Origin of the sequence: Akkermansia muciniphila (assembly GCF_900184965.1) — a bacterium.
GTDB classification, from domain to species: domain Bacteria; phylum Verrucomicrobiota; class Verrucomicrobiia; order Verrucomicrobiales; family Akkermansiaceae; genus Akkermansia; species Akkermansia muciniphila_A.
This window is the reverse complement of the sequence record NZ_FXYA01000153.1, coordinates 1-21013: the sequence shown is the minus strand read 5'-3', so window position 1 is coordinate 21013 and position 21013 is coordinate 1. Positions and strand designations below refer to the sequence as shown.

Annotated in this window: 17 protein-coding genes; 8 read left to right on the top strand and 9 right to left on the bottom strand. The window is 55.5% G+C overall.

The window, feature by feature from the left end; genetic code table 11:
* Positions 1 to 93: 93 nt before the first annotated feature.
* Positions 94 to 1326: an MFS transporter gene (locus CI070_RS03415; protein WP_094137203.1), complete on the top strand. Its 1233-nt coding sequence runs from the start codon at positions 94 to 96 to the stop codon at positions 1324 to 1326.
* An 11-nt stretch (positions 1327 to 1337) separates the two neighbouring features.
* Here the strand turns inward: CI070_RS03415 and CI070_RS03410 are convergent, their stop codons facing one another.
* The gene (locus CI070_RS03410) at positions 1338 to 2255 is read right to left on the bottom strand and encodes a LysR family transcriptional regulator (RefSeq protein WP_094137202.1); all 918 of its coding nucleotides are present in this window, start codon (positions 2253 to 2255) and stop codon (positions 1338 to 1340) included.
* Positions 2256 to 2386: 131 nt separating this feature from the next.
* Between CI070_RS03410 and CI070_RS03405 the strand changes: the two genes are divergently transcribed.
* The 3 genes from CI070_RS03405 to msrB all read left to right on the top strand — a co-directional run bounded on the left by CI070_RS03405 (position 2387) and on the right by msrB (position 5474).
* A complete protein-coding gene (locus tag CI070_RS03405) occupies positions 2387 to 3502 on the top strand; it encodes an RtcB family protein (protein ID WP_094137262.1) in 1116 nt (371 codons plus the stop codon).
* Between the two features lie 210 nt (positions 3503 to 3712).
* Complete coding sequence (locus CI070_RS03400) at positions 3713 to 4207, top strand: hypothetical protein (protein WP_094137201.1); 495 nt, start codon at positions 3713 to 3715, stop codon at positions 4205 to 4207.
* Between the two features lie 139 nt (positions 4208 to 4346).
* Positions 4347 to 5474 carry a peptide-methionine (R)-S-oxide reductase MsrB gene (gene msrB, locus CI070_RS03395; RefSeq protein WP_094137200.1) on the top strand — a complete coding sequence of 376 codons (1128 nt, stop codon included), beginning with the start codon at positions 4347 to 4349 and terminating at the stop codon, positions 5472 to 5474.
* 306 nt (positions 5475 to 5780) lie between these two features.
* Here the strand turns inward: msrB and CI070_RS03390 are convergent, their stop codons facing one another.
* The 3 genes from CI070_RS03390 to CI070_RS03380 form a co-directional block, all read right to left on the bottom strand.
* Positions 5781 to 6347, bottom strand: a complete 567-nt coding sequence (locus CI070_RS03390; RefSeq protein ID WP_094137199.1) for a L,D-transpeptidase — start codon at positions 6345 to 6347, stop codon at positions 5781 to 5783.
* A 297-nt stretch (positions 6348 to 6644) separates the two neighbouring features.
* Entirely contained in the window at positions 6645 to 7367 is a 723-nt protein-coding gene (locus CI070_RS03385; RefSeq protein ID WP_094137198.1) for a DUF1349 domain-containing protein, read from the bottom strand.
* Positions 7368 to 7477: 110 nt separating this feature from the next.
* On the bottom strand, positions 7478 to 8236 hold the full coding sequence (locus tag CI070_RS03380; protein ID WP_094137197.1) for a response regulator transcription factor: 759 nt from the start codon (positions 8234 to 8236) through the stop codon (positions 7478 to 7480).
* Between the two features lie 711 nt (positions 8237 to 8947).
* Between CI070_RS03380 and acnA the strand changes: the two genes are divergently transcribed.
* Positions 8948 to 11701, top strand: a complete 2754-nt coding sequence (gene acnA, locus CI070_RS03375; protein ID WP_094137261.1) for an aconitate hydratase AcnA — start codon at positions 8948 to 8950, stop codon at positions 11699 to 11701.
* Between the two features lie 186 nt (positions 11702 to 11887).
* Positions 11888 to 12553, top strand: a complete 666-nt coding sequence (locus CI070_RS03370) for a peptidoglycan recognition protein family protein (protein WP_094137196.1) — start codon at positions 11888 to 11890, stop codon at positions 12551 to 12553.
* Positions 12554 to 12630: 77 nt separating this feature from the next.
* Here CI070_RS03370 and CI070_RS03365 read toward each other — a convergent pair whose 3' ends face one another.
* Together CI070_RS03365 and CI070_RS03360 are read right to left on the bottom strand one after the other, a co-directional pair.
* Entirely contained in the window at positions 12631 to 13803 is a 1173-nt protein-coding gene (locus CI070_RS03365; RefSeq protein WP_094137195.1) for a hypothetical protein, read from the bottom strand.
* A gap of 113 nt (positions 13804 to 13916) precedes the next feature.
* The gene (locus CI070_RS03360) at positions 13917 to 16526 is read right to left on the bottom strand and encodes a DNA topoisomerase (RefSeq protein WP_094137260.1); all 2610 of its coding nucleotides are present in this window, start codon (positions 16524 to 16526) and stop codon (positions 13917 to 13919) included.
* Between the two features lie 203 nt (positions 16527 to 16729).
* Here CI070_RS03360 and CI070_RS03355 point away from each other — a divergent pair, with 203 nt between their 5' ends.
* The gene (locus tag CI070_RS03355; RefSeq protein ID WP_143245707.1) at positions 16730 to 17200 is read left to right on the top strand and encodes a hypothetical protein; all 471 of its coding nucleotides are present in this window, start codon (positions 16730 to 16732) and stop codon (positions 17198 to 17200) included.
* A 69-nt stretch (positions 17201 to 17269) separates the two neighbouring features.
* Here the strand turns inward: CI070_RS03355 and cobA are convergent, their stop codons facing one another.
* A complete protein-coding gene (gene cobA, locus CI070_RS03350) occupies positions 17270 to 18841 on the bottom strand; it encodes a uroporphyrinogen-III C-methyltransferase (RefSeq protein WP_256943596.1) in 1572 nt (523 codons plus the stop codon).
* A gap of 172 nt (positions 18842 to 19013) precedes the next feature.
* On the opposite strand from cobA, the gene CI070_RS03345 reads away from it, so the two are divergent.
* On the top strand, positions 19014 to 19772 hold the full coding sequence (locus CI070_RS03345) for a zinc metallopeptidase (RefSeq protein ID WP_218823912.1): 759 nt from the start codon (positions 19014 to 19016) through the stop codon (positions 19770 to 19772).
* A gap of 333 nt (positions 19773 to 20105) precedes the next feature.
* Here the strand turns inward: CI070_RS03345 and CI070_RS03340 are convergent, their stop codons facing one another.
* Positions 20106 to 20549, bottom strand: coding sequence for a hypothetical protein (locus CI070_RS03340; protein WP_094137193.1), 444 nt, complete (start codon positions 20547 to 20549; stop codon positions 20106 to 20108).
* Positions 20550 to 20597: 48 nt separating this feature from the next.
* Positions 20598 to 21013 (bottom strand): autotransporter outer membrane beta-barrel domain-containing protein (locus tag CI070_RS03335; protein ID WP_143245706.1); only part of this gene is annotated, 416 nt, incomplete at its 5' end.

The window sequence follows — 21013 nt, the reverse complement described above, 5'->3', positions numbered from 1 at the left end:
CAAGGATTCATCAGGGCTTTCCTCCCCCCGCTCCTCATCATCATGACACGTCAGGCCGTTTGAAACTTTTCCCAACGGCTGTACAACCCCTGCATGACCCGGACCAGAGATGAATTGGCGGCGGGAACCGCACCATCCGTCAAAGCGCCTCTCTGGACGCGAGACTACATCCTGGCCTGTTGCGCCAACTTAATGACGGGGCTGGCCTTCTATGAACTGGTGCCCGTTCTCCCGCTGTATCTGACGGGGCAATTGCAGGTCTCCTCCGGCTGGCTGGGCTGGATCATGTCCATTTATGTTCTGGCCGCCATTATCTCCCGCCCCTGGTTCGCACACCGGGTGGACACCGGAGACCGCAAGAAGATTTACATCACGGTTTACATTCTGCTGGCCCTGTCCTTTTCAGGGTATGCTGCGGCCGCCACCGCCCTGGCGTTTTTCCTGACGCGTTTCATACAGGGCCTGATCTGGGGAGGCATGACCACCTCCGGCCCGACAATGGCGGTGGATATCATCCCCCCTGCCCGCCGCGGGGAAGGCCTGGGCTTCTTCGGCATGACAATGACGCTGGGCATGTGCCTGGGTCCCGTCATCGGCCTTCAGGTATACCAGCAGTACGGCTTTTACGTAATTACCTGGAGCTCCCTGCTCCTGTGCCTGGCCGGAGCGGGCATTGCATCTCTCATCCGCGTTCCCGGAAGCCCTGTTCAGGAGCCCGTGTATGAAACGCCTAAAAAGGCACTGGACCGTCTGGTGCTGCGCGTGGGCATTCCGCTGGCGGTGAACGTGATGATCGCCACCTTCTCCTATGGCGTGGTGGCCGTGTATTCCGCCCTGTATGGGGAAATGCACGGATTCAGATATGCCGGGCTGTTTTACGCGCTGATGGGGCTGGGCATGCTGGTCTCCAGATTCATGGTAGGCAGGCAAATCGACCGCGGACGCGTGGCGGAGCTTTCCGTCATCTCCCTGGGCATTCTGACCGTCAGCTTCGGCGCGCTGGCGCTGGCGCCGCTGGAATGGATTTATTACGCTTCCGCCATCCTCATCGGCTTCGGTTTCGGCATTTTCATCCCCACGTTCCAGACTATGAAACTGAACATGGCGGACCGCGGCCACCGGGGAGCCGTCAACTCCACATTTTTCACCGCTTTTGACATCGGGGTGGGAACAGGCATGTTCCTGGGAGGCAAAATTTACGCGTACCTGAACCTGAACTGGGCCTTCGGAGCGGGAGCCCTGCTGAATCTGCTGGCAATCGTGTATTTTTACCGCATTTCCCTGGACCACTACCGGAAAAATAAATTGGGCGTGGATTCGGATTGATTTTCCTTTCATCACTCCCGTTCCGGGATGGAAAAAACACCAATTACCCGTTTGGCGGAAGGCCTCACGCGCAGCAACCGCGGATTCCAGGCCAGGGAAATACTGCGGGACAACCCGTCCAGCGCCGGATGAGCAACCTTGACGAATCCCTCCCCCAGTTCTTTTTCCGCCATACAGGGCAGAATCGCCATAAACGCCCCGCTCTTCAACATTCGGGCCGCAAAAGGAAAAGACTGCGTTTCACACTGCACCCGCAGCCTGATGCCGAACTCAGCGCAGTTCCTTTTCAGCAACGCATGAAACCCGGAACCGCTCCCCAGCGTCGCCAGGGGGAACATTTCCAGTAGACGGAGAAAATCCTCCTCCCTCCCCCGCGCCTTTTTCCCGGCCAGGGCTACAGGAACGTACAGCGCATAATCCATGGAGCAAATGACCCGGCTTTCCAACCCTTCCGCCTCCAGCGCGCTGGTACGCACGATGCCGAAGTCTATATCCATATTCTGGAGCTTAGAGGGAATCTCACTGTTGCGGAGGTTCTCCAGCGCGAAAAGCCACGGCAGCCCCCGTTTCTGGATATTCGCCAGAACGGGAGCCGCCACCCAAGCATGCAGGCTGTCCCCGGCTCCGATGGTGAACCGGTAGGGCAGATTCCGGCTCCGGCTTTTGAAATCATCCAGCAGGCACAGGCTTTCACTGGCCAGCCTCACCAGCTCCCACCCGGCTCCGGTAAGAGCCAGCACTTTCCCGCGGCGGCTCGCCAGCTCCACACCGAAGAATTCCTCCAATTCCTTGATCTGCCGGGAATACAGGCTCTGCCGCGCGCTGTCCCCCCGGGCGGCAGCGGCAATGCTCCCGGCCTTGGCCACTTCTATCAAGGTTTTCAATCGGTCCAGGGACAGCCCCCGTTCTGCGAAAAGATGCTCAAACATAACTTTATAGTTAAATAATATGAATACTTATATAATGCAAGAGTCAATAAATGCGTTATGGTAACAAGGTCACAGGGCGCGAAGGCGCTTTCCGCATATCTCTGCGCCCCTTCAACCAAAAGAATAAAACCATGATCACCATTGACGGAAAATACACGGAAGCCCGCGTGTTCACGGATGAACTGGAAGACCTGGCCCGCACCCAGATCAGGGACGTCTGCAACCACCCCGCCTTTGAAGGAAGCCGGGTGCGCATCATGCCGGACGTGCACGCCGGAGCCGGCTGCGTCATCGGGTTCACGGCGGAATTGAAAACGGATAAGGTAATTCCCAATCTGATCGGCGTGGACATCGGTTGCGGAGTGCTTACCGCCAGACTGTCCGGACTGCCGGATTTTTCCAGCTTTGACGCACGCCTGCGCGAGCGCGTCCCGTCCGGGATGCACGCCCGTCCCTCCGTTCATCAAGCCCTGCTGGACGACCCGGAACTGGATGAAGAAATCTCCCGCATCTGCATGGACGTGCTGAGAACGGACAAAGACAGGCACCGCCGCTCCGTGGGGTCTCTGGGAGGAGGCAACCACTTTATTGAAATAGCGCAAGGGAAGGGACACGCTTTCCTGTGCATCCACTCCGGTTCCCGCAATTTCGGCCTGAAGATTGCGGAACGCTATCAGAAAATCGCCGTGGACACTTGTCCGGACGCCTATCTCAAAGAACGCAAAAAAGGACTCTGCTACCTTCAGGGAGAAGATACGCTGAACTACATGCGGGACATGAAGGCGGCCCAGCGTTTCGCGGCCCTGAACCGCCGCGTGATACTGCATGAACTGCTGGACGATGCTGCGGATCTGGAAATGTTCGACACCGTGCACAACTACATTGCGGAAGACCAAATCATCCGCAAGGGAGCCGTCCGGGCCGGACGCGGAGAAAAACTCATCGTTCCCCTGAATATGCGTGACGGCTCCGTCATCTGCATCGGCAAAGGAAATGAAGAATTCAATTCTTCATCCCCGCACGGCGCAGGCCGCAGCATGTCCCGCAAAAAGGCAAAGGCCAATCTCTCCCTGGAGGAATTCGAAGCTTCCATGCAGGGTATCTTCTCCACCTGCGTTTCCCGCGCCACGTTGGATGAAGCGCCGATGGCCTACAAGGATGGCGAGAGCGTGCTGGACAACATCCATGAAACGGCGGAAATCGTGGAACGCATCAGGCCCGTATATAACTTCAAGGCACCCGAATAGCAGGCGCCCCAATACCCGCCCCACCCGGAACATGGCTTTCCGGGTGGGACCTGTTGCCATAAAACGCCCGGGAACAGGAAGAATATCTCCCGTTCTCTCTCAGCTCCATGCAAAAGAACCCCGCAATGGCATCCGGCCCGGCAACGCTTCATCACCCTGCATTTACTGATGGACACTACCGGGAACCCATGCCATGCTTCAGCTTCTTCCATGACTGGGGGGAAAGACAACGGCAAAAAACGGAATAAAAACAGGCTGCGCCAATGGGCCTCCATTCTGGCTATTCCCGTTTTTCTGGCGGGAACGGCCCTGTTTTCTTTCCTGTGGAACGTTCCCATGGACAAGCTCGCGGCTCCCCGCGCAGCGGATGCTCCCGTTGCCGTTCTTTTTAGAGAGCCTTGCTCGCCCGCCGCGCGGACCATGTCCAGAGGTTCTTCCCTTCAGCCGGCAATTCTTTCCCTGATTAAAAATTATGTGGGAACTGTCACCAATGCCGGGCGCTTCGACTTTTCCAGCCATGTCCCGCAAGAGGTGGAAATACGGATGGATGGGCTTTCCATCGGCCTGAGCCCTTCCCTGGCCGTCTTCAACTTCCGAACTAAATACGGATTCAGCATGCAGACAAGCAGAAAACCGGACGCCTCCGACCGTGTTATTTACCAGTGGCTGAAAAACAGGATGCAGACGGAAAAACGGGAGAAATAAGGGCATACTGACCCAGGCATCGAACGGAATGAACCTGCTGGTGTCTAATTCTTTACCTTTCCGGAAGAGATGGGGACAACAGATCCCCGGCCCACGGGGCTACTGCGCCCGCACCGGAATACGACTCCATACAGCGTTGATGAAGCATATTTACCACGGACCATGGACACTGGCCGGACTGGCATGCGCCATTCTGGCCGCAGTCGCCATGCTCTCCTTTTTTTCCTGCGGGGGAAAAGGCCAGGCGAGCAGCAATGACAAATCTCATATGGACAACAAGAATTTAAAAACGATTTACCTGGCGGGAGGCTGTTTCTGGGGAGTGGAAAAGTACTTCTCCCTGATACCCGGCGTTCAGGAAACGGAAGCGGGATACGCCAACGGCTCCACACCCTCCCCCACGTATGAAGAAGTATGCAGCGGGAAAACGGGCCATGCGGAAACGGTAAAAATAGTATTTGACCCGGAAGAACTCAGCCTCCCCTTTCTGCTGGAACGGTATTACTCCATTATTGATCCCGTTTCCGTCAACAAACAGGGAAACGACAGGGGAATTCAATACCGCACGGGCATTTATTACGCGGATGAAAAGGATAAACCTGTTATAGAAACGTCCCTGAAAAGGCTCCAGCAGCACTTCAGGCAGCCTCTGGCAATTGAAGTTCAGCCCCTCCGCCAATTTTCACGGGCGGAAAAATACCATCAGCGCTATCTGGATAAAAACCCCGGCGGATACTGCCATATTCCACCCGCCAAATTCCGGGAAGCGGCCCAGGCCCGTGAAAACGAACCTGTTTACCGGAAAAAACCGGACGAAGAGCTGCGCCGCATCCTGACAAACGAACAATTTGCCGTCACGCGGAATAACGCTACGGAACCTCCCTTCCACAACGAATATTTCAATAACGACAGACCAGGCATTTATGTGGACGTCACAACAGGAGAACCTTTATTCCTGTCCACGGACAAGTTTGATTCAGGCTGCGGCTGGCCCAGTTTCTCCCGCCCCATCAAAGAAGAACTGATTCAGGAAAAACAGGATTTCTCCCACGGCATGCGGCGTACGGAAGTCCGCAGCAAAACGGGAGACGCCCACCTGGGCCATGTTTTCGCGGACGGCCCGAAGGAGCTGGGCGGCCTGCGCTACTGCATCAACAGCGCCTCCCTGAAATTCATCCCGGAACAGGAGATGGAAGCGCAGGGTTATGGAAAATACCTGCCCCTGCTTCACCGGGCGGGAACAGACAGAAACGCTGCGAAAAAATAATCCGGAAGGCAAACAGGGAATGCCATCCCTCCTTCTCCATTAATCCTTCACAACCCGGAGGAACACACGGGCAGTCCGTTCATCCCGCAGGTTCCTCGGCTAAGCGGACGGCCTCCATGCCGCTGCCGATGAAGTGAAGACAATGAGCCGGCAGCGGCATGGAAGTTCGGGTTGCTGAGGCAATGCGACTTGCGGCAAGTACCGTTTATTAAAATAGCGGCGGGCAGCGTTTTTTTGTTTAAAAAAATGAGTTTTTTAACGCGGGAAACTTTTCTGCCGGAAAAGCGTCCAGAGATTTTCCGGGCATTATTGTACAATCGTAACGGGCGTGCCTACCTTAACGGTTTTGAAAAGCGGCACGCAGGAAGAGCGAGTCATGCGGATGCACCCATGGGATTGGGGCGTCTGGAAAACAGGGCCTACGTGCATCCCGATGCCGCTGTCCGTCAGCCGCATGAAGTAAGGCATGGAGGCATCGTACAAATTGGAAACATGATGTACCGCCTTTTCCGTAATGCGGAAATGGCCCACGGGCGTACGGTGGGAAGCCTTACCCACGCAAACGGGAAAATCCATGGCGACCTCATCCCCCACCATCAACTGGCCCCTTTGACGCCCGCGGCTGATCACCACGCGCGTATTGCCCGGGGTGGCCTTTTTCATGGTATCCGTATCCATCCATTCGTCGTGCACCTCCGTATAATCAATTCCTGCCACGACCACCCTCGCATTCGGTCCGTAGGAGGTCATGGGTACGGTTGCAGGCACGGTCAGGGGCACCATGCGCAAATTCTCTTCCTGCGGGCCGGAGCAGGAAGCCAGCGCCAACGCTCCCACTCCGGCAGTGATTAATAAGATATTTTTCGCATTCATTGTTTTTAACTCTTTGCAGAGTTAGACAATGCCACAAACTTATTTTTAACGCTTTATGACACATTCCCCTATTTTTGCTCAATATTTTAATAGTTGAAAAACTGAGGAAGAATATTAATACCGCAAAATACATGTACGGGATTTGACTAACAATTTCATTGCTCCCATACTATCATAAAATGTCCGACATTTCATCATTGGAAAAGAAAATCGGCTGAAAAAACTGAAACTATGATAAAAGCCGTAACGTTCGCTAGAAACGTTACGGCTTTTATATTTATCAATTAGCTCTACACTCTATTCGTTTTTCAGTTTACCATTACGAAAATCTGATACAGCAGTTTCCGTGATTGATACTTCTGAAAAACGACATGTATGTTCATTATCCTTGGGGCTTTGGGAACTAAGCCCTAAGAATAATTTTTTCCGGAAATCATTTCCATAAAGACGGGCCATATGCCATGTCTTGCCATCTTCAGAAAAATAATTCCCAATCTGTTTACCATCGGAAGAAATCCTCATATATACTGACGGCCCTTCAATAGATTGATGATTGTTATCATCAGAAGTGCCAATTGTACGAACAGTTACGATACGATGAATGCCATATTCATCCTGCTCAAAACATAATTTCTGGCAGTGTTCTTTATTTGCGTAAGCATAAAGCACTCCTGCTGAATATGTTCCATTTTTTGTAAATTCTGGTTCAACTTTTGCCGTAAAAGTAAAGGGCTTTGTATTATCTACCTCTGTGAATATTACCGGAGATGTATCAATAACGCTTCCGTTCGGAGAACGGAAGTAGTCAGTCTGTGCACCAGCAATAAATTTTAATGTATCGCCAAATACCGTAACCCTGTTTTCCGCTCCATTTTTTGATTGAGTGAATTCCATGTTCCCAAGTACTATATTACATGGAGATAAAACCTCATTTCTGGTTCCATCTTCGTGTTCCTTTTCAGAACAACCAGTCGCAACAATGCCCATAAGCAATCCCAAGTATAGATTTTTATTAATCATGTTATTGGATTTTGAATATATCCCAGCCTAGCAGATTTTAGATTCTTTTTGCAATACTGAATAATAACCATTTTTGCGATCTCATGTAAACTATATCTATCAGCCTTACGCTATATGAGACGCATCCGCAACCCTATTCCCACTGCCGCAACTGTGTTTGTTACACGAAGAATTGAAAGGATATCTTGCCTATGCCGATTTACAGTATGTAGCGATATATTAAGTTTGTCAGCTATTTGCTTACTTCCAAAACCTTTCGCTAAGAGTGCAAGGATTTCCGTTTGGCGTTTACTAAGCAACTTGCTGCTACATTCCATATATTGTTCTTTTCTGACTGTCTCACCGGTACTGATATTAACAATACATCCCTCTGATTTCTCATGGATTTGAGTAGAAGGAGCATATGTACAAACTCCACACCATACACTGCCATTGGACAGACAATTTAGATAACGCATGTTATGAATTATTTGCAATACTTTATTATTCTTATTTAACAACCGTATCAGGCAAGATGCCTGATATTCGCATTTTTTCTCAGGCAGAACATTTTTTAAAAAATTGAAAAAATATAATTCAAAAACATGCCGTTTCAAAAGATCTTCTTTAAAAATCCTGTTGAAAATTACATCTTCAAAAGCTGAATTATCATTAACAAAATAATTAGGAAGGTTAAAAAATTGTCCGAATTTTCCGGAATAGATATAACTGACGTTCTTATGAAAATCAGAAATTACAGCTACTCCTTCTGTTATTTGTGCATAACCGTACGCCCAAGCTTTTGCCGATTCCAGCAGAAGTTCTCTATTCGTTAAAACTTCAAACTGCTGTTCGATTAAAAGTGATTTCAATTCACATTCTTGTTTCATTATAAATTAATGCATCAATGTTGGATTAATTTTATATATAGCAATTTATTATTTTAGAATCGGTGCATCCAGAATAAAGAGCTTCTGATATCTAAGCATACATGGTTGATCAACCAAGACCGCTGATGCTTAATCATAGGATACGTCCGATTTTTGGATGCGGAGGGCTGTGACATATTATCAAACCATTCTTCAGCCATCATTTATCTGTTAGTAAAATCCTCTCTCCAAAAGACAGACAGGACCTGGACGGCACAACTTTCATGATTGGGGGAATATTGGAATAACGAATCTATAGAAGCATATCTGGCTAGAAAAATACATTTGATTTCATCATCATCACATCGTTCAGGCCTCTATTTCAATTCATGCTATTTCAACTATATTGATAAAATATCGGTTCTTTTCAAACCGTACAATAACGTATGGTTTTTAATCGTTGCAACCATTCTACGATCATCGTCGTATGAATATTTCTCTAAAATGGGAAATTTCTCCCGGTTTCGTCTCCAGCTTCCTGCGCTTCTTGCAGACAAGAATGCCAGAAAACCGGCCATTTTTGTGCAGAAAGGAATTTCCACCAACATGACCAAGGAGAAAAATCCGCCCTCCATCACACAGATTCCTTGCCTTATCACATTTGGCCTGTATAGTACCCGCGACTGCCAGGAGGGCAGCCGCCTGTTTACAGTTAACCCTCTATTCCGCATCATGACCAAGATTGCCAAGAGCACGTTCACCACGGGAGCCGGAACCCCGGGACAGTTTTATTCACTGCCAGCCTTGGCGGAAAACGGCTATTCCCGCCTGAACCGCCTTCCCGTTTCCATCAGGATCGTTCTGGAATCCCTGCTCCGCAACTGCGACGGCCTGAAGGTGACTGAAAAGGATGTGGACAACCTGGCTTCCTGGGATGCGGACAATCCCGGTTCCTACGAAATTCCGTTCACGGTAGCCCGCATTGTCCTTCAGGACCTGACGGGCGTCCCTCTTCTGGTGGACCTGGCGGCCATGCGCTCCGCCGTAGCCGGCCTGGGGAAAGACGCCTCCGTCATTGAACCTCTGGTCCCTGTGGACCTGGTGGTGGACCACTCCGTCCAGGTGGACTGGGCAGGCTGCACGGATGCCCTGGAAAAGAATCTGGACATTGAATTCCAGCGCAATGCGGAACGCTACGAATTCCTCAAATGGGGCCAGCAGGCCTTTCAGACTTTTTCCGTAGTGCCTCCGTCCGTGGGCATCGTCCACCAGGTCAATCTGGAATACCTGGCGCAGGGCGTGATGGAAAAGGACGGCGTTTACTTCCCGGATACCCTGGTGGGGACGGACTCCCATACCACGATGATTAACGGCATGGGCGTTGTAGGCTGGGGCGTGGGCGGCATTGAGGCGGAAGCCGGGATGCTCGGCCAGCCCGTCACTTTCCTGGTTCCGGAAGTAGTGGGTGTCCATATGACGGGAGAACTCCGCGAAGGAGTGACCGCTACGGATCTGGCGCTGCATGTCACCCAGATGCTGCGCAGCCACGGCGTCGTAGGCAAATTTGTGGAATTCTTCGGAGACGGGGCGGCGGCCCTGCCTCTGGCAGACCGGGCTACCGTAGCCAACATGGCCCCGGAATACGGCGCCACCATGGGCTTCTTCCCCATGGACGAACGCTGCTCCGACTATCTGCGCCAGACAGGCAGGAGCGAAGAAGCCATCACCACGTACGAGAACTACTTCAAGGCGCAGAACCTGTGGGGAATGCCGCGCAACGGAGATCTGGACTACACGGACCAGCTGGAACTGGACCTGTCCGCCGTGGAACCGGCCGTCTCCGGCCCCAGGCGCCCGCAGGACCACATCCGCCTGAACTCCATCAGGGACAGCTTCCGCAAGCTTGTCAGCATGCCCGTGGCGGAAGGAGGTTACGGCAAAAAGGAATCTCCGGAAGTCACAGTCTCCATGCATTCCCCGGCGGGCGTCCCCGTCCCGGTGGACGGCTTCAGCCAGGAAGCGAAGCTGAAAGACGGCAGCATCCTCATCGCCGCCATCACCTCTTGCACCAACACGTCCAACCCGGGCCTGATGCTTGCCGCCGGGCTGCTTGCCAAAAAGGCGGTTGAACGGGGCCTGAAAGTTCCTCCGCATGTAAAAACTTCCATTGCTCCGGGTTCCCGTATCGCCTCCGACTACTTTGCGGCCAACCGCCTTCAGGAATCCCTGGACGCCCTGGGCTTTGAAACCGTCGGCTATGGCTGCACCACCTGCATCGGCAACTCCGGCCCGTTAAATCCGGAACTGGAACAGGCCGTCCGGGACAATGACATCGTCGCGGCCTCCGTCCTGTCCGGCAACCGCAACTTTGAAGCGCGCATCCATGCTTCCATCAAAACCAACTTCCTGATGTCCCCCCCGCTGGTCGTCGCCTTCGCTCTGGCCGGCCGTGTGGATATTGACTTCCAGACGGAACCGCTGGGCACGGACCGCAGCGGGAACCCCGTATTTTTGAAAGACCTCTGGCCCAGCTCCGGGGAAATTGCGGAAGCTGTTGCCAGATCCCGCAACCCGGAAGCCTACCGGGAGCTTTACACCATCACGCCGGACAAGAATCCCCGCTGGGCAGCCGTGTACGCGCCGGAAGGCTCTGTCTTCCAGTGGAATGAACACTCCACCTACATTCAGGACCCTCCCTTCTTCAGCGGCTTCAACGGCCAGCCCCGCACACTGGCGGATATCACGGACGCCCGCCCGCTGGGCATTTTCGGCGATTCCGTAACCACGGACCACATCTCCCCTGCCGGAGCCATCCGGGAAACAGGCCCCGCAGGGCTGTACCTGCAGGGCATGGGCGTGGACAGAAAAGACTTCAACTCCTTCGGCTCCCGCCGCGGAAACGACCGCGTGATGACCCGCGGCACCTTCGCCAATGTCCGCATTAAAAACCTGATGGTGGACGGCACGGAAGGCGGCTACACGCTGTATTTCGGCAACCGCGCCGTTCCCGCCCCGGACAAGGCAATAACCCCGGCCGCGGGAACGCCCGCCTTCATCTATGATGCGGCCATGGCCTATGCTCAGGACGGAGTGCCGCTCATTGTCATCGGCGGAGAAGATTACGGCATGGGCTCTTCCCGCGACTGGGCGGCCAAGGGAACTAACCTGCTGGGCGTCAAGGCCGTCATCACCAAGAGCTTTGAGCGCATCCACCGCTCCAACCTGATCGGCATGGGCGTCCTGCCCCTCAACTTCGCCGACAAGGCGGACTATGACCGCATCGCTCCGTTGAAGGACGCCACCTTCTCCATTCTGGGCCTGAACAACGGCATCGCTCCGCGCCAGCAGGTTACCCTGCGCGTACAGCCCGCAGACACGGAAGCGTTTGACGTGCCTGTCATCGTCCGCATTGATACGCCTATTGAAAAAGAATACTATCTGGCGGGCGGCATCCTGCAATATGTCCTTACCCAAATTCTCAAATAACGGGGTATGTGCCGGGCGTTCCCGGCACGGCTTCCCCTCGCGGACGGGCTCCCTCCTGAAGGCGCGGCCCGTCCGTTTTATCTGCACAGGGTACATCTGCAGCTTCATGGCGCAGCTCAATTAGTTCAGGTGAACTAATTCCAAATTCTTCTTGCAATCCTTCCAGGCTATTTCTAGAACAAACGCATGGAATATAGATTTGTCTGGACGGGCTTTCTTGCCGTATTCGCCGCCCTGACGTTCTGCAGCTGTTCGCAGAACGATAAAATGAGGCCTCCGGCCGTCTCCTTTAAAATTCAAAAGGCGTCGGTAGTCCCCCGCACACCCGGCCAGATGAGCCGTGAAGTAGGCATTAAAGTTTCCTACATGCCTAAAAATACGTATGCCCGCAAGCGCGCGTCCTCCATGCGTCCCCGCTTCATCACCATCCACAGCACCGCCAACCCCAAGGGAGACGCCAACGCCCACTCCCGCTATCTGAACAGCGGCAAATCCCGCAGCCTGAACTGGCACTTTACTGTGGACCAATTCGGCGCCTACCAGCACCTCCCCACTACGGAAACAGGCCACCATGCGGACCATTCCGGACCGGGAGACCAATACTCCGTAGCCATTGAAATGTGTGAATGCACCACGCACAACCCTGTCGTCATCTACAACAAAACGGCCAAACTGGCGGCTCTGCTGATGATGCGCTACAACGTCCCCCTGCGCAACGTAGTGCCCCACAACTACTGGTCCGGCAAGAATTGCCCCGCCCCGCTAATGACTAACGGGCGCCCCGGATATAAATGGAGCTGGTTTATTTCCCGCGTGGATTATTATTACCGCTGCCTCCAGGCGGGAAAATAACATTTTCCCCCCGCCGTATTGCCGCATATGCAGCGCTCTCCTTTGCCGCTTCCGGCATCAAGGGGACAGGGAATGTTTCAGGTATTCCGCTTCCTGGCGGATTCCACCAGGCGCCGCCGGGCCTCCCGCTTGGCCCGGCATGCCTGTTCACGTTTTCTTTCCTCCGCCAGCGCCGCTTTTTTCTCGGAATCCCGTAGTTTCCCGTAAAGCAGCGGGTTCATGGCGGCCTCATCTTCCGGGCCTTCATGATGGTACACGGGCAGGCCGTCCGCGGCCAGCGCCACATGATAGTAACGGCCTTTCTCCTTCAAGCTCCTGCCTTTTTTCTCCAGCCGGGAAAGAATCACGGCATATCCCAGCCCAGGGGCATTCATCAGCTTCCGTCTGCCGTCAAATAACGCGGCCACGCGCATGTTGTCATAGTCCAGCTTCATGACGCCGCAAACCATTTCACCCTCCGTATTCCAGTACATGACCAGTTTTTTTCTTCCCAGGGAATTGGGCTTGCATGTTTCATAGGCTCCCCTGACGGGGCGGTTTTCCACAAGCAGGGAGTAGTCCGCATTCCTGTAGTTCCTTGCTTCCCTTGCGGCAAGCTGTTCCCCCTGAGGAAGCAGAAAGGAAACGGGAGCGCGCATTTCCGTGCGTTCCTCAGACAGGCATTTGGAAGGAATAAGAACGCCCTTACCCATATCATAATAAGCGCAACGGTTCCCCTGCTCCAGAACCACATCGAAATTCTTCTGCCCCCTGCCGCTTTCCGGACGCGCCTGCGGACGGAAGTATTCCCGGATACGGACCGGAGGCCCCTGAATGATGGAAAGCGATGTGGCGCAAACCAGCCCATCCACTTTTCTGGTTCCCGTCAAAGCTCCGGCATTTTTCCTCCGGGCCATCTCCTGATACCGGGGCGGGATATCTTTTTCCGCCGGCGTCCACGTTACCTTTTCCAGTTCCTTCATCAGGAAGGGCCAAAGCATCGCGGCCAGTTTCAGATTCCGGCGCGCCTCCGCTCCCGTCAGAGAAACCGCAAGCGCGGCGTCTTCCTCATCCAGACGGGTTAACGGAATTTCCACGCGCCTGCGCCCCATTTTCAGAACTGCTCCGGCCCCTGTACAGGACTGGAAACTGCCCTTCACCACATCTCCAAATTTGGAAATCCATTCCCGTTCCCCCGGAAAGGCGCATTCCTCCGCCGGCGCACAAACCGCGCCGCACCACGCCAGCACAGCAAAGAAAAGGAATTTCATCGTCAGGAATCCAGGGGGTGCGCTTTCAAGCTAACATACGGGAACGGCCGGAAAGAAGCTTTTTCCCGGCTCTTCCCTCAATCTCCGTTCCCGGCGGCATTTTTCCGCCGGCGTTATTGCTTGCGCCCCTTTTTGGGCGCAGCCCCGGATTTGGAGTCTTTCCCGGCTGTTTTGGCGGCGCTTCGGCTCGTCTTCTCCGCCTTGCCTTCCGTTTTTCCGGCAGCGTTTTTAGCGGGATATTTCCTTTCCCGCGGCGGGAATTCAAAACCGATTTTTCCCGTCTTCGCGTTGAAGACCAGATAAGCGTCAAACGGGCGCTTGGTACGCTGTGAAATGAATCCCTTCATCAGATCGGATTTCCCTTCCGCCAGAATCTTCAATACCTGGTCCAGCGGGATTTCACGCCCCAGAATAGTCCGGGAGACGGAAACGGCGGCATGTTCCTTTCCAAGGGTCAGGGAAGGAATTTTCCAGGCCTTGGCCGTTTCCATCACATCATGCTCTCCCATGTCCGGGATGGTGACGGAAGCCACTTTCACGGCTTCCTCCGCCCCTGCGGCCTCATCTTCTTCCCGCGCCGGGAAATAAAGCGTGGCCCGGAATTTGTCGTTGAGTTCCAGCCCCGCCTCAAAAGGCTTGCCGAACCGGGAGGTAAATCCGTGGAGGATTCCCGTTCTGCCGTCCACAATAAGAGTTTTCAATTCTTCGTCCGTCATGTCGCGGCCGGAGATAACCTTGCGGATGCTGAACTTGCAGGAACGGCAGGAAACGGCATCCAGCGTGTTCTTCAGGCCGTGGGCATGGCAGGAAGGGCAGTCCAGTTCCATCTCCGGCAGTTCCACCTGCTGCTGGGCTTCCCGGAAATCCTTCACCCTCTTCACGATTTCCCCGGTCAGGGTCTTAATGCCATCCATGAAGGAATCCCTCGGCAGGGCGGCCTGTTCCATCTGCTTGAGCTTGTATTCCCATTCCCCTGTCAGGCTGGGGGAGGTAAGCGTTTTCAGGCCGATGCGTTCCAGCAGGGCAATCAGCTCAATGCCGCGGCGCGTCGCCAGAAGTTCGCGGCCGTCCCGGACAATGTATTCCTGGGAAATCAGTCCCTCAATGATGGAGGCGCGTGTGGCGGGAGTGCCCAGGCCGCGTTCGCTCATGGCGGCGGCCAGTTCTTCGTCATGCACCAGCTTCCCGGCTCCCTCCATGGCGGCCAGCAGCGTGGCTTCATTGTACCGGGCGGGCGGCTTGGTCATGGCGTTGCGGATTTCAATTTCACGCAAGGCGGCCTGCTCCCCGTCGCGGACGGGCACCAGTTCTTCCTTGGAGGAAGCGCCGGCTTTCCGTCCGTAAACAGCCTGCCAGCCCGGCTCCACAAGCACCCGGCCCGTGGTCAGGAAAGCGTCCGCCACGCCGTCCTGGTGGGTAATGAGCGTGGTTCTCCGCGTGTCTTCAAACACGGCGGCGGGGAAAAAGACGGCCAGGAAGCGGGCCATGACCATTTCAAAGAGCTTCTGCGCGTCCCCGGTAAGCTTCTCCATCTTCCCGGTCGGGATGATGGCAAAGTGGTCGCTCACCTTTTTCGTATCAAACACGCGCCGGTTGGGCTTGATGCGCTTGTTGTCCAGAATGTCCCTGGCAAAGGGGGCGAATTCAGGATTCTGCTCCGCCACCGTGCCTACGATGCCGTAAACCTTGCCCAGATAATCTTCCGGCAGGTAGCGGGAGTCCGTACGCGGATAAGTGAGCACCTTGTGCTTTTCATAGCATTCCTGCGCCAGCTGCAGCGTGCGCTTGGCGGAAAAGCCGTAGCGGTTGGCGGCTTCCCGCTGAAGGGAAGTCAGGTCATACAACAGCGGAGCAATCGTCGTGACCGGTTTTTTTTCTTCCGTCACCGTGCCGGACTTGCCGCGGCAGCGGTCGCGGATAACGGCTGCCTGTTCCGGATCCCAGATGCGTTCCGCGCGGGAGTGGGGATGATCGTTTTTTTTCCAGTCACGGTCAATCCAGCGGCCGGAGTAAGAGCCGGACTGCACGTCGAATTCAGCCCATACTTCCGAATAAGGAACCGGTTCAAACGCCTGGATTTCCAATTCCCTCTGCGTCAGAATAGCCAGCGTGGGCGTCTGCACGCGCCCGGCGGGGGTGACGTTGAAGCCGCCGCGGGATTGCAGGATAGTCAGGGCGCGGGTGCTGTTCAGCCCTACCAGCCAGTCTGATTCGGAACGGCACACGGCGGCATTCGTCAGGGGCTTCATGTCAGCTTCGCTGCGCATGCCGTGCCATGCGTTGAGAATGGCCTCATCCGTCATGGACTGCATCCACAGGCGCCGCGTAGGCTTGGTCCATTTTCCGTAACGCACCAGATTGTGAAAAATCAGTTCCCCTTCACGCCCGGCGTCGCATGCGTTGACAATTTCCGTGACGTCCTTGCTTCTGGCAAGCTGAAGAACCTTTTTCAAACGGTCTTCCGACTGCTTGATGGGTTCCAGTTCAAACTTCCGGGGGATGACGGGCAGATAGTCGAATTTCCACGGCAGGGATTTTCCTTCTTCCGTCATGGGTTTTTTCTGTTCCAGCAGATGCCCCACGGCAGAGGTGATGATGGCCCGGTCATTCTGGTAAAATGCCCCGGACTTGTCCCGGGTGAATTTTCCAAGCTCTTTGCCCAGCACTCTCGCCAAATCAGTGGCGACGCTCGGCTTTTCTGCTATAATTAACGTTTTGGACATATCGGCGGCTCGGAAAAAAGTGCTGAACAATAAAGGCGGCGCCCGCTTCGGGAAAGGGGGGCGTTGCAGTTGGAGGTGAATTCCTACTCCCCTACCCCCCATGCTTGTCAATAACCAATTATGTACTTACGGGAAAAGCGCGCTTTTATGTCAAAATAACGGATCCTTTCATCTCCATTTTCCCGGGAAGCCGCTCCGCCATCTTGCCAGGCATCCGCCGCCGTGCTATTTACGGGATGATGAAAACCGGCCTTTCTTTCGTTCTTCTTCCCTCCTGCCTCGTGCTGCTGGCAGCCTGCACCCCCACGCCGTCCGACCGCATTGCGGAGAATATGCCGGCTTACGAGCAGCTCCCGAAGGAGCATCAGGCCAAAGTGGCGCGCGGGGAGCTGGAAAAAGGAATGTCCCCCACGGCGGTTCTGCTGGCATGGGGAGAACCCGAACAGAAAATGGCGGGCAGCATGAATGGGAAAAACACGGAACGGTGGATTTACACGCGGAGCGGCACGGGCTGGTCCGTGGGTTTGGGCGGAGGAGGATTCCGGGGCTGGGATTCCGGCACAGGCGCCGGGATAGGCGTCACGATGCCCCTGGGCAGCCGTCCGCCCGTTTCCTGCAATGTCCTGTTTGAAAACGGGAAGGTCATCGGCTGGGAAGCCGTCAACGGCTTTTAGACGGCCTCCCCGCGCCTCGTGTCTTCCATCTGCCCGGCCCGGCATTTCACGCCGGCCGCGCCGTTTTCCCTAGTTGCCGGCGGCCTTGACGATGGCTTCCACCAGACCGTTGATATCGTGTGTTTTCGCCGTGATTGAAGGGGCATGCCCCAGTTCCTTGAGGGTTGCCGTGGTTATCGGGCCGATGCTGGCGGCACGGCATCCCTCCGGCCACGGAAGCCCCAGCTTGAAGAAGTTCTCCGCCGTGGAGGAACTGGTGAACGTCACGATGTCCGCGCCATGTTCGCGGAAAGCCGCCTGGGCTCCCGCCGCATCCTCCGTTTCCGCTTCCGTTTTGTAGGCGATGCATTCATCCACAATGGCGCCCAGAGCATTCAACCCGTCATAAATCACGCGGCGGGCTTCTTCTCCGCGCACCCACAGGAAAGTGCTGTGCTCAATGCTTCCGATTTCTTCGCGCGCGTCCCTGAACGCTTTAACGAGTCCTTCCGCCACAAACTTCTTAGGCATGATATCCACGGCCAGCCCGTATTCCCGGAGCTTCGCCTCCGTCCCCGGCCCGATGGCCGCAATCCTGGCTCCGCCAATGCTCCGGATGTCCCTGTACACGGCAAAAAACGCCTGGAAGAAGCGCTCCACCCCGTTGGGGCTGGAAAACACCAGCCAGTCATACGTGTGGGCGTGCACCACGCTTTCCGCAAATTCCCTCCTGTTGGAGGGCGGGGCAATGCGTATGACAGGCATCTCCAGCACTTCCGCCCCCAGACGGCGCAGGCGCGCGCTCAATTCCCCTGCCTGGGCGCGGGTGCGCGTCACCACGATGCGCTTGCCGAACAGAGGAAGCTGTTCAAACCAGTTCAGGGACTCGCGTTCTTTCACCACATCCCCGATGACCACTACTGCGGGAGCGCCCAAACCGGCCTTTTGCACCCTGGCGGGCAGTGTTTTCACAGTGCCCGTAACCGTACGCTGAACGCCCGTGGTGGCCCACTGGACGGCAGCGGCAGGCGCAGACGGCTCCTGCCCGTACCCAATCAGGGCTTCGCACACATCCGCCAGTTTCTGCATTCCCATCAGCATGACTTTCGTGCCCTGCGCTCCCGCTATTCCCTTCAGGTCCAGGGAAGACGCTTTCTTGTTCACGTCTTCATGCCCTGTAAATACGGTGAACTGCGTGCAATACCTGCGGTGCGTCACCGGAATGCCCGCGTAGGCCGGCCCCGCAATGGCGGAAGTAACGCCCGGAATCACTTCAAACGGGATGCCCGCTTCATGCAGGGCGTCCGCCTCCTCCCCCCCGCGCCCGAAGACGTAGGGGTCGCCCCCCTTCAGGCGCACCACTTTTTTCCCGGCACGGCCCAGTCTGACCAGCAGGGCGTTGATTTCCTCCTGCGGCAGGACGTGGCGGGAAGCCCGCTTCCCCACAAAAATCCTTTCACATGCAGCAGGAACCCAGTTCAGCATTTCCGCCGAACTCAGCGCATCATATACCAGCACTTCCGCCATTCCCAGCAGTTCCCGCCCGCGGACGGTGATCAGCCCGGGGTCGCCGGGACCCGCTCCAAGCAAATAAACAATACCCTGTTGCATGCCGCCATTCAACTCCACCATCCGCTTTTTGGCGACAAGAAACCCCGCCATGCCCGGATTCATTTCATGGATGGCCCACCTGTCGCGAAACATCCGCAAAAGGATTCCCGTTTCTTAATAAATGCCATTATTCCGTATGACAGAAGCCGGGGGACTCCCCCCGGAGGCTGACACGGCGCCCTCTGGATTCAACAAAGCCTGATGATATAAGGTCAAATTTGCAATGATTGAGTTATTCAATATCGATCTCCTTTCCTATACGGTGCAGACGGCGGAAACCGCGCCAACGCATTCCTATACCATTTACTGGCTGATTCTGCTGGGTTCCATGCTTCTGAGCTGGCTGGTCAGCGCGCGCATGAAGAGCCGCTTCAGCGAATATTCCCAGATTCCCATTCCCGTCACAGGGCGGGAGGTGGCGGAGCAAATGCTGAAGGACAACCATATTACGGACGTGAAGGTAATTTCCACGCCCGGCCATCTGACGGACCATTACAATCCGGCAAATAAAACCGTCAACCTGAGCGAGTCCGTTTACAATTCCAACAGCATCGCCGCCGCGGCCGTCGCCGCCCATGAAGTGGGGCATGCCGTGCAGCACGCCCAGGCTTACCACTGGCTGGGCCTGCGGTCCGCGCTGGTTCCCATCGTCCAGCTCTCCTCCAACCTGGTGGGCATGGTGCTGATGATCGGCATTGTGCTGCTGGCCATGGGCGGCTCTCCCTGGGTGCTGGGGCTGGGCATCGGCCTGTTTGCCGTGACCACGGTCTTCGCGTTCATCACGCTTCCCGTGGAATTTGACGCCTCCGCCAGGGCTTTGAAATGGCTGGACCGCTCCCGCCTGATGAATTATTTCGACCATGGGAAGGCCAAAAGCGCCCTGTTCTGGGCCGCCATGACTTACGTGGTAGGCGCGCTTTCCTCCCTGGCCATGCTGCTGTATTACGTGTTCATTTTCCTGAACGCCCGCGGCAGGGAATAATCCCGCGCCGCGCTGCGGAGGAAAAATCATCCTCTGGAAACCTGTCCGGGCTGCCTGGCCCGGCCGCCGGCCCACAGCCTCCACCTGGGCGCACGCCGCGCCGCGCACAGGGAAAATGAAAAAACAAACGCCATCCGGGGCCGGCAAAACATCGTCATCGTGCCGACGATCGCCCGTCAATCAGAGGGGGCGCCTCCCGCGGCCTGCGCGGAAAACGCCCCCTCCTTACTTCCTTGATGACTTCAGGTATTACTGAAGAATTGTTCCCGGAAGCTCCGGGCCACGCCGGCATTCACCCGGCAGGACACGGAGTTCCCTTATGGGCAGAGCCGTTTAATGGTCAACGTAAAGGATCGTGCCGTCCGGAGTAAGCAGAACATCGTAATCGTCCAGATTGTCCACTACCTCCACCTTGTAACGGATCAGTTCTCCTTCCGTCACTTTGTCCGCCTCCCTGATTCTGCCGCCGGGGTACGGCTTCAGGGCGGCCGCGCGAACCGGCTCAGGAAGGGAAGATACCGCTATCTCTTCCTTCACCCGGATGATCTTTCCTTCAGGAGTCACTTTGACGTCAAATTCAAAACCGTTGATGTTGAACTCGGCTTCATAAAGTTTTCCTGACCCGCTGGCGTCCCATTCAATGAAGCCGGCTTTGGGCCAGGCGCCTTTAACGGCGGAAACGGCCGCGGCGGCCACGGAGGATTCCGGAATATCCGCCCATGATGAAGGAATAGCCAGCGCCATGACGGCAAATATCACTTTTTTGCGTATATTCATGCTGAAATAACAGGATGATGTTTATAGTTGAGTTCCTCGAAGAGCCTTCTAAAAACTCCTGGCCACGCCGGCATTGACGCGGTGGTACAGGGAGTTCCCTCTCGCTTCCAGGCTGTAGCCTCCGTACACGCTCCAGCGCTCATTGCACTGCAGGGACGTGTTGTACTCCGCGCGCAGGCCGTGCCGTTCCAGGCTCACCGCCCTCCCCCTCCAGCTCATGTCGCTGTACGGGCTGTACACCGTTCCTTCCGGCACGTCCTGCAGGACGTCTCCCACGTAGGACACGCGCAGGGCCTGTGCCCACGGCTTTCCCTTCCATTCGTCCGTCCTGCCTATTTCCAGCCCCACGGGAATGGACAGGCGCTTCAGAGACGCCCCTCCGAAATCACGGCCGTACCCTCCCTGTTCCCGGAAGGCGTCCTGCGTGCCGTGCGTGAATTCCACCCTCAGGAAGGGCGTCAGCC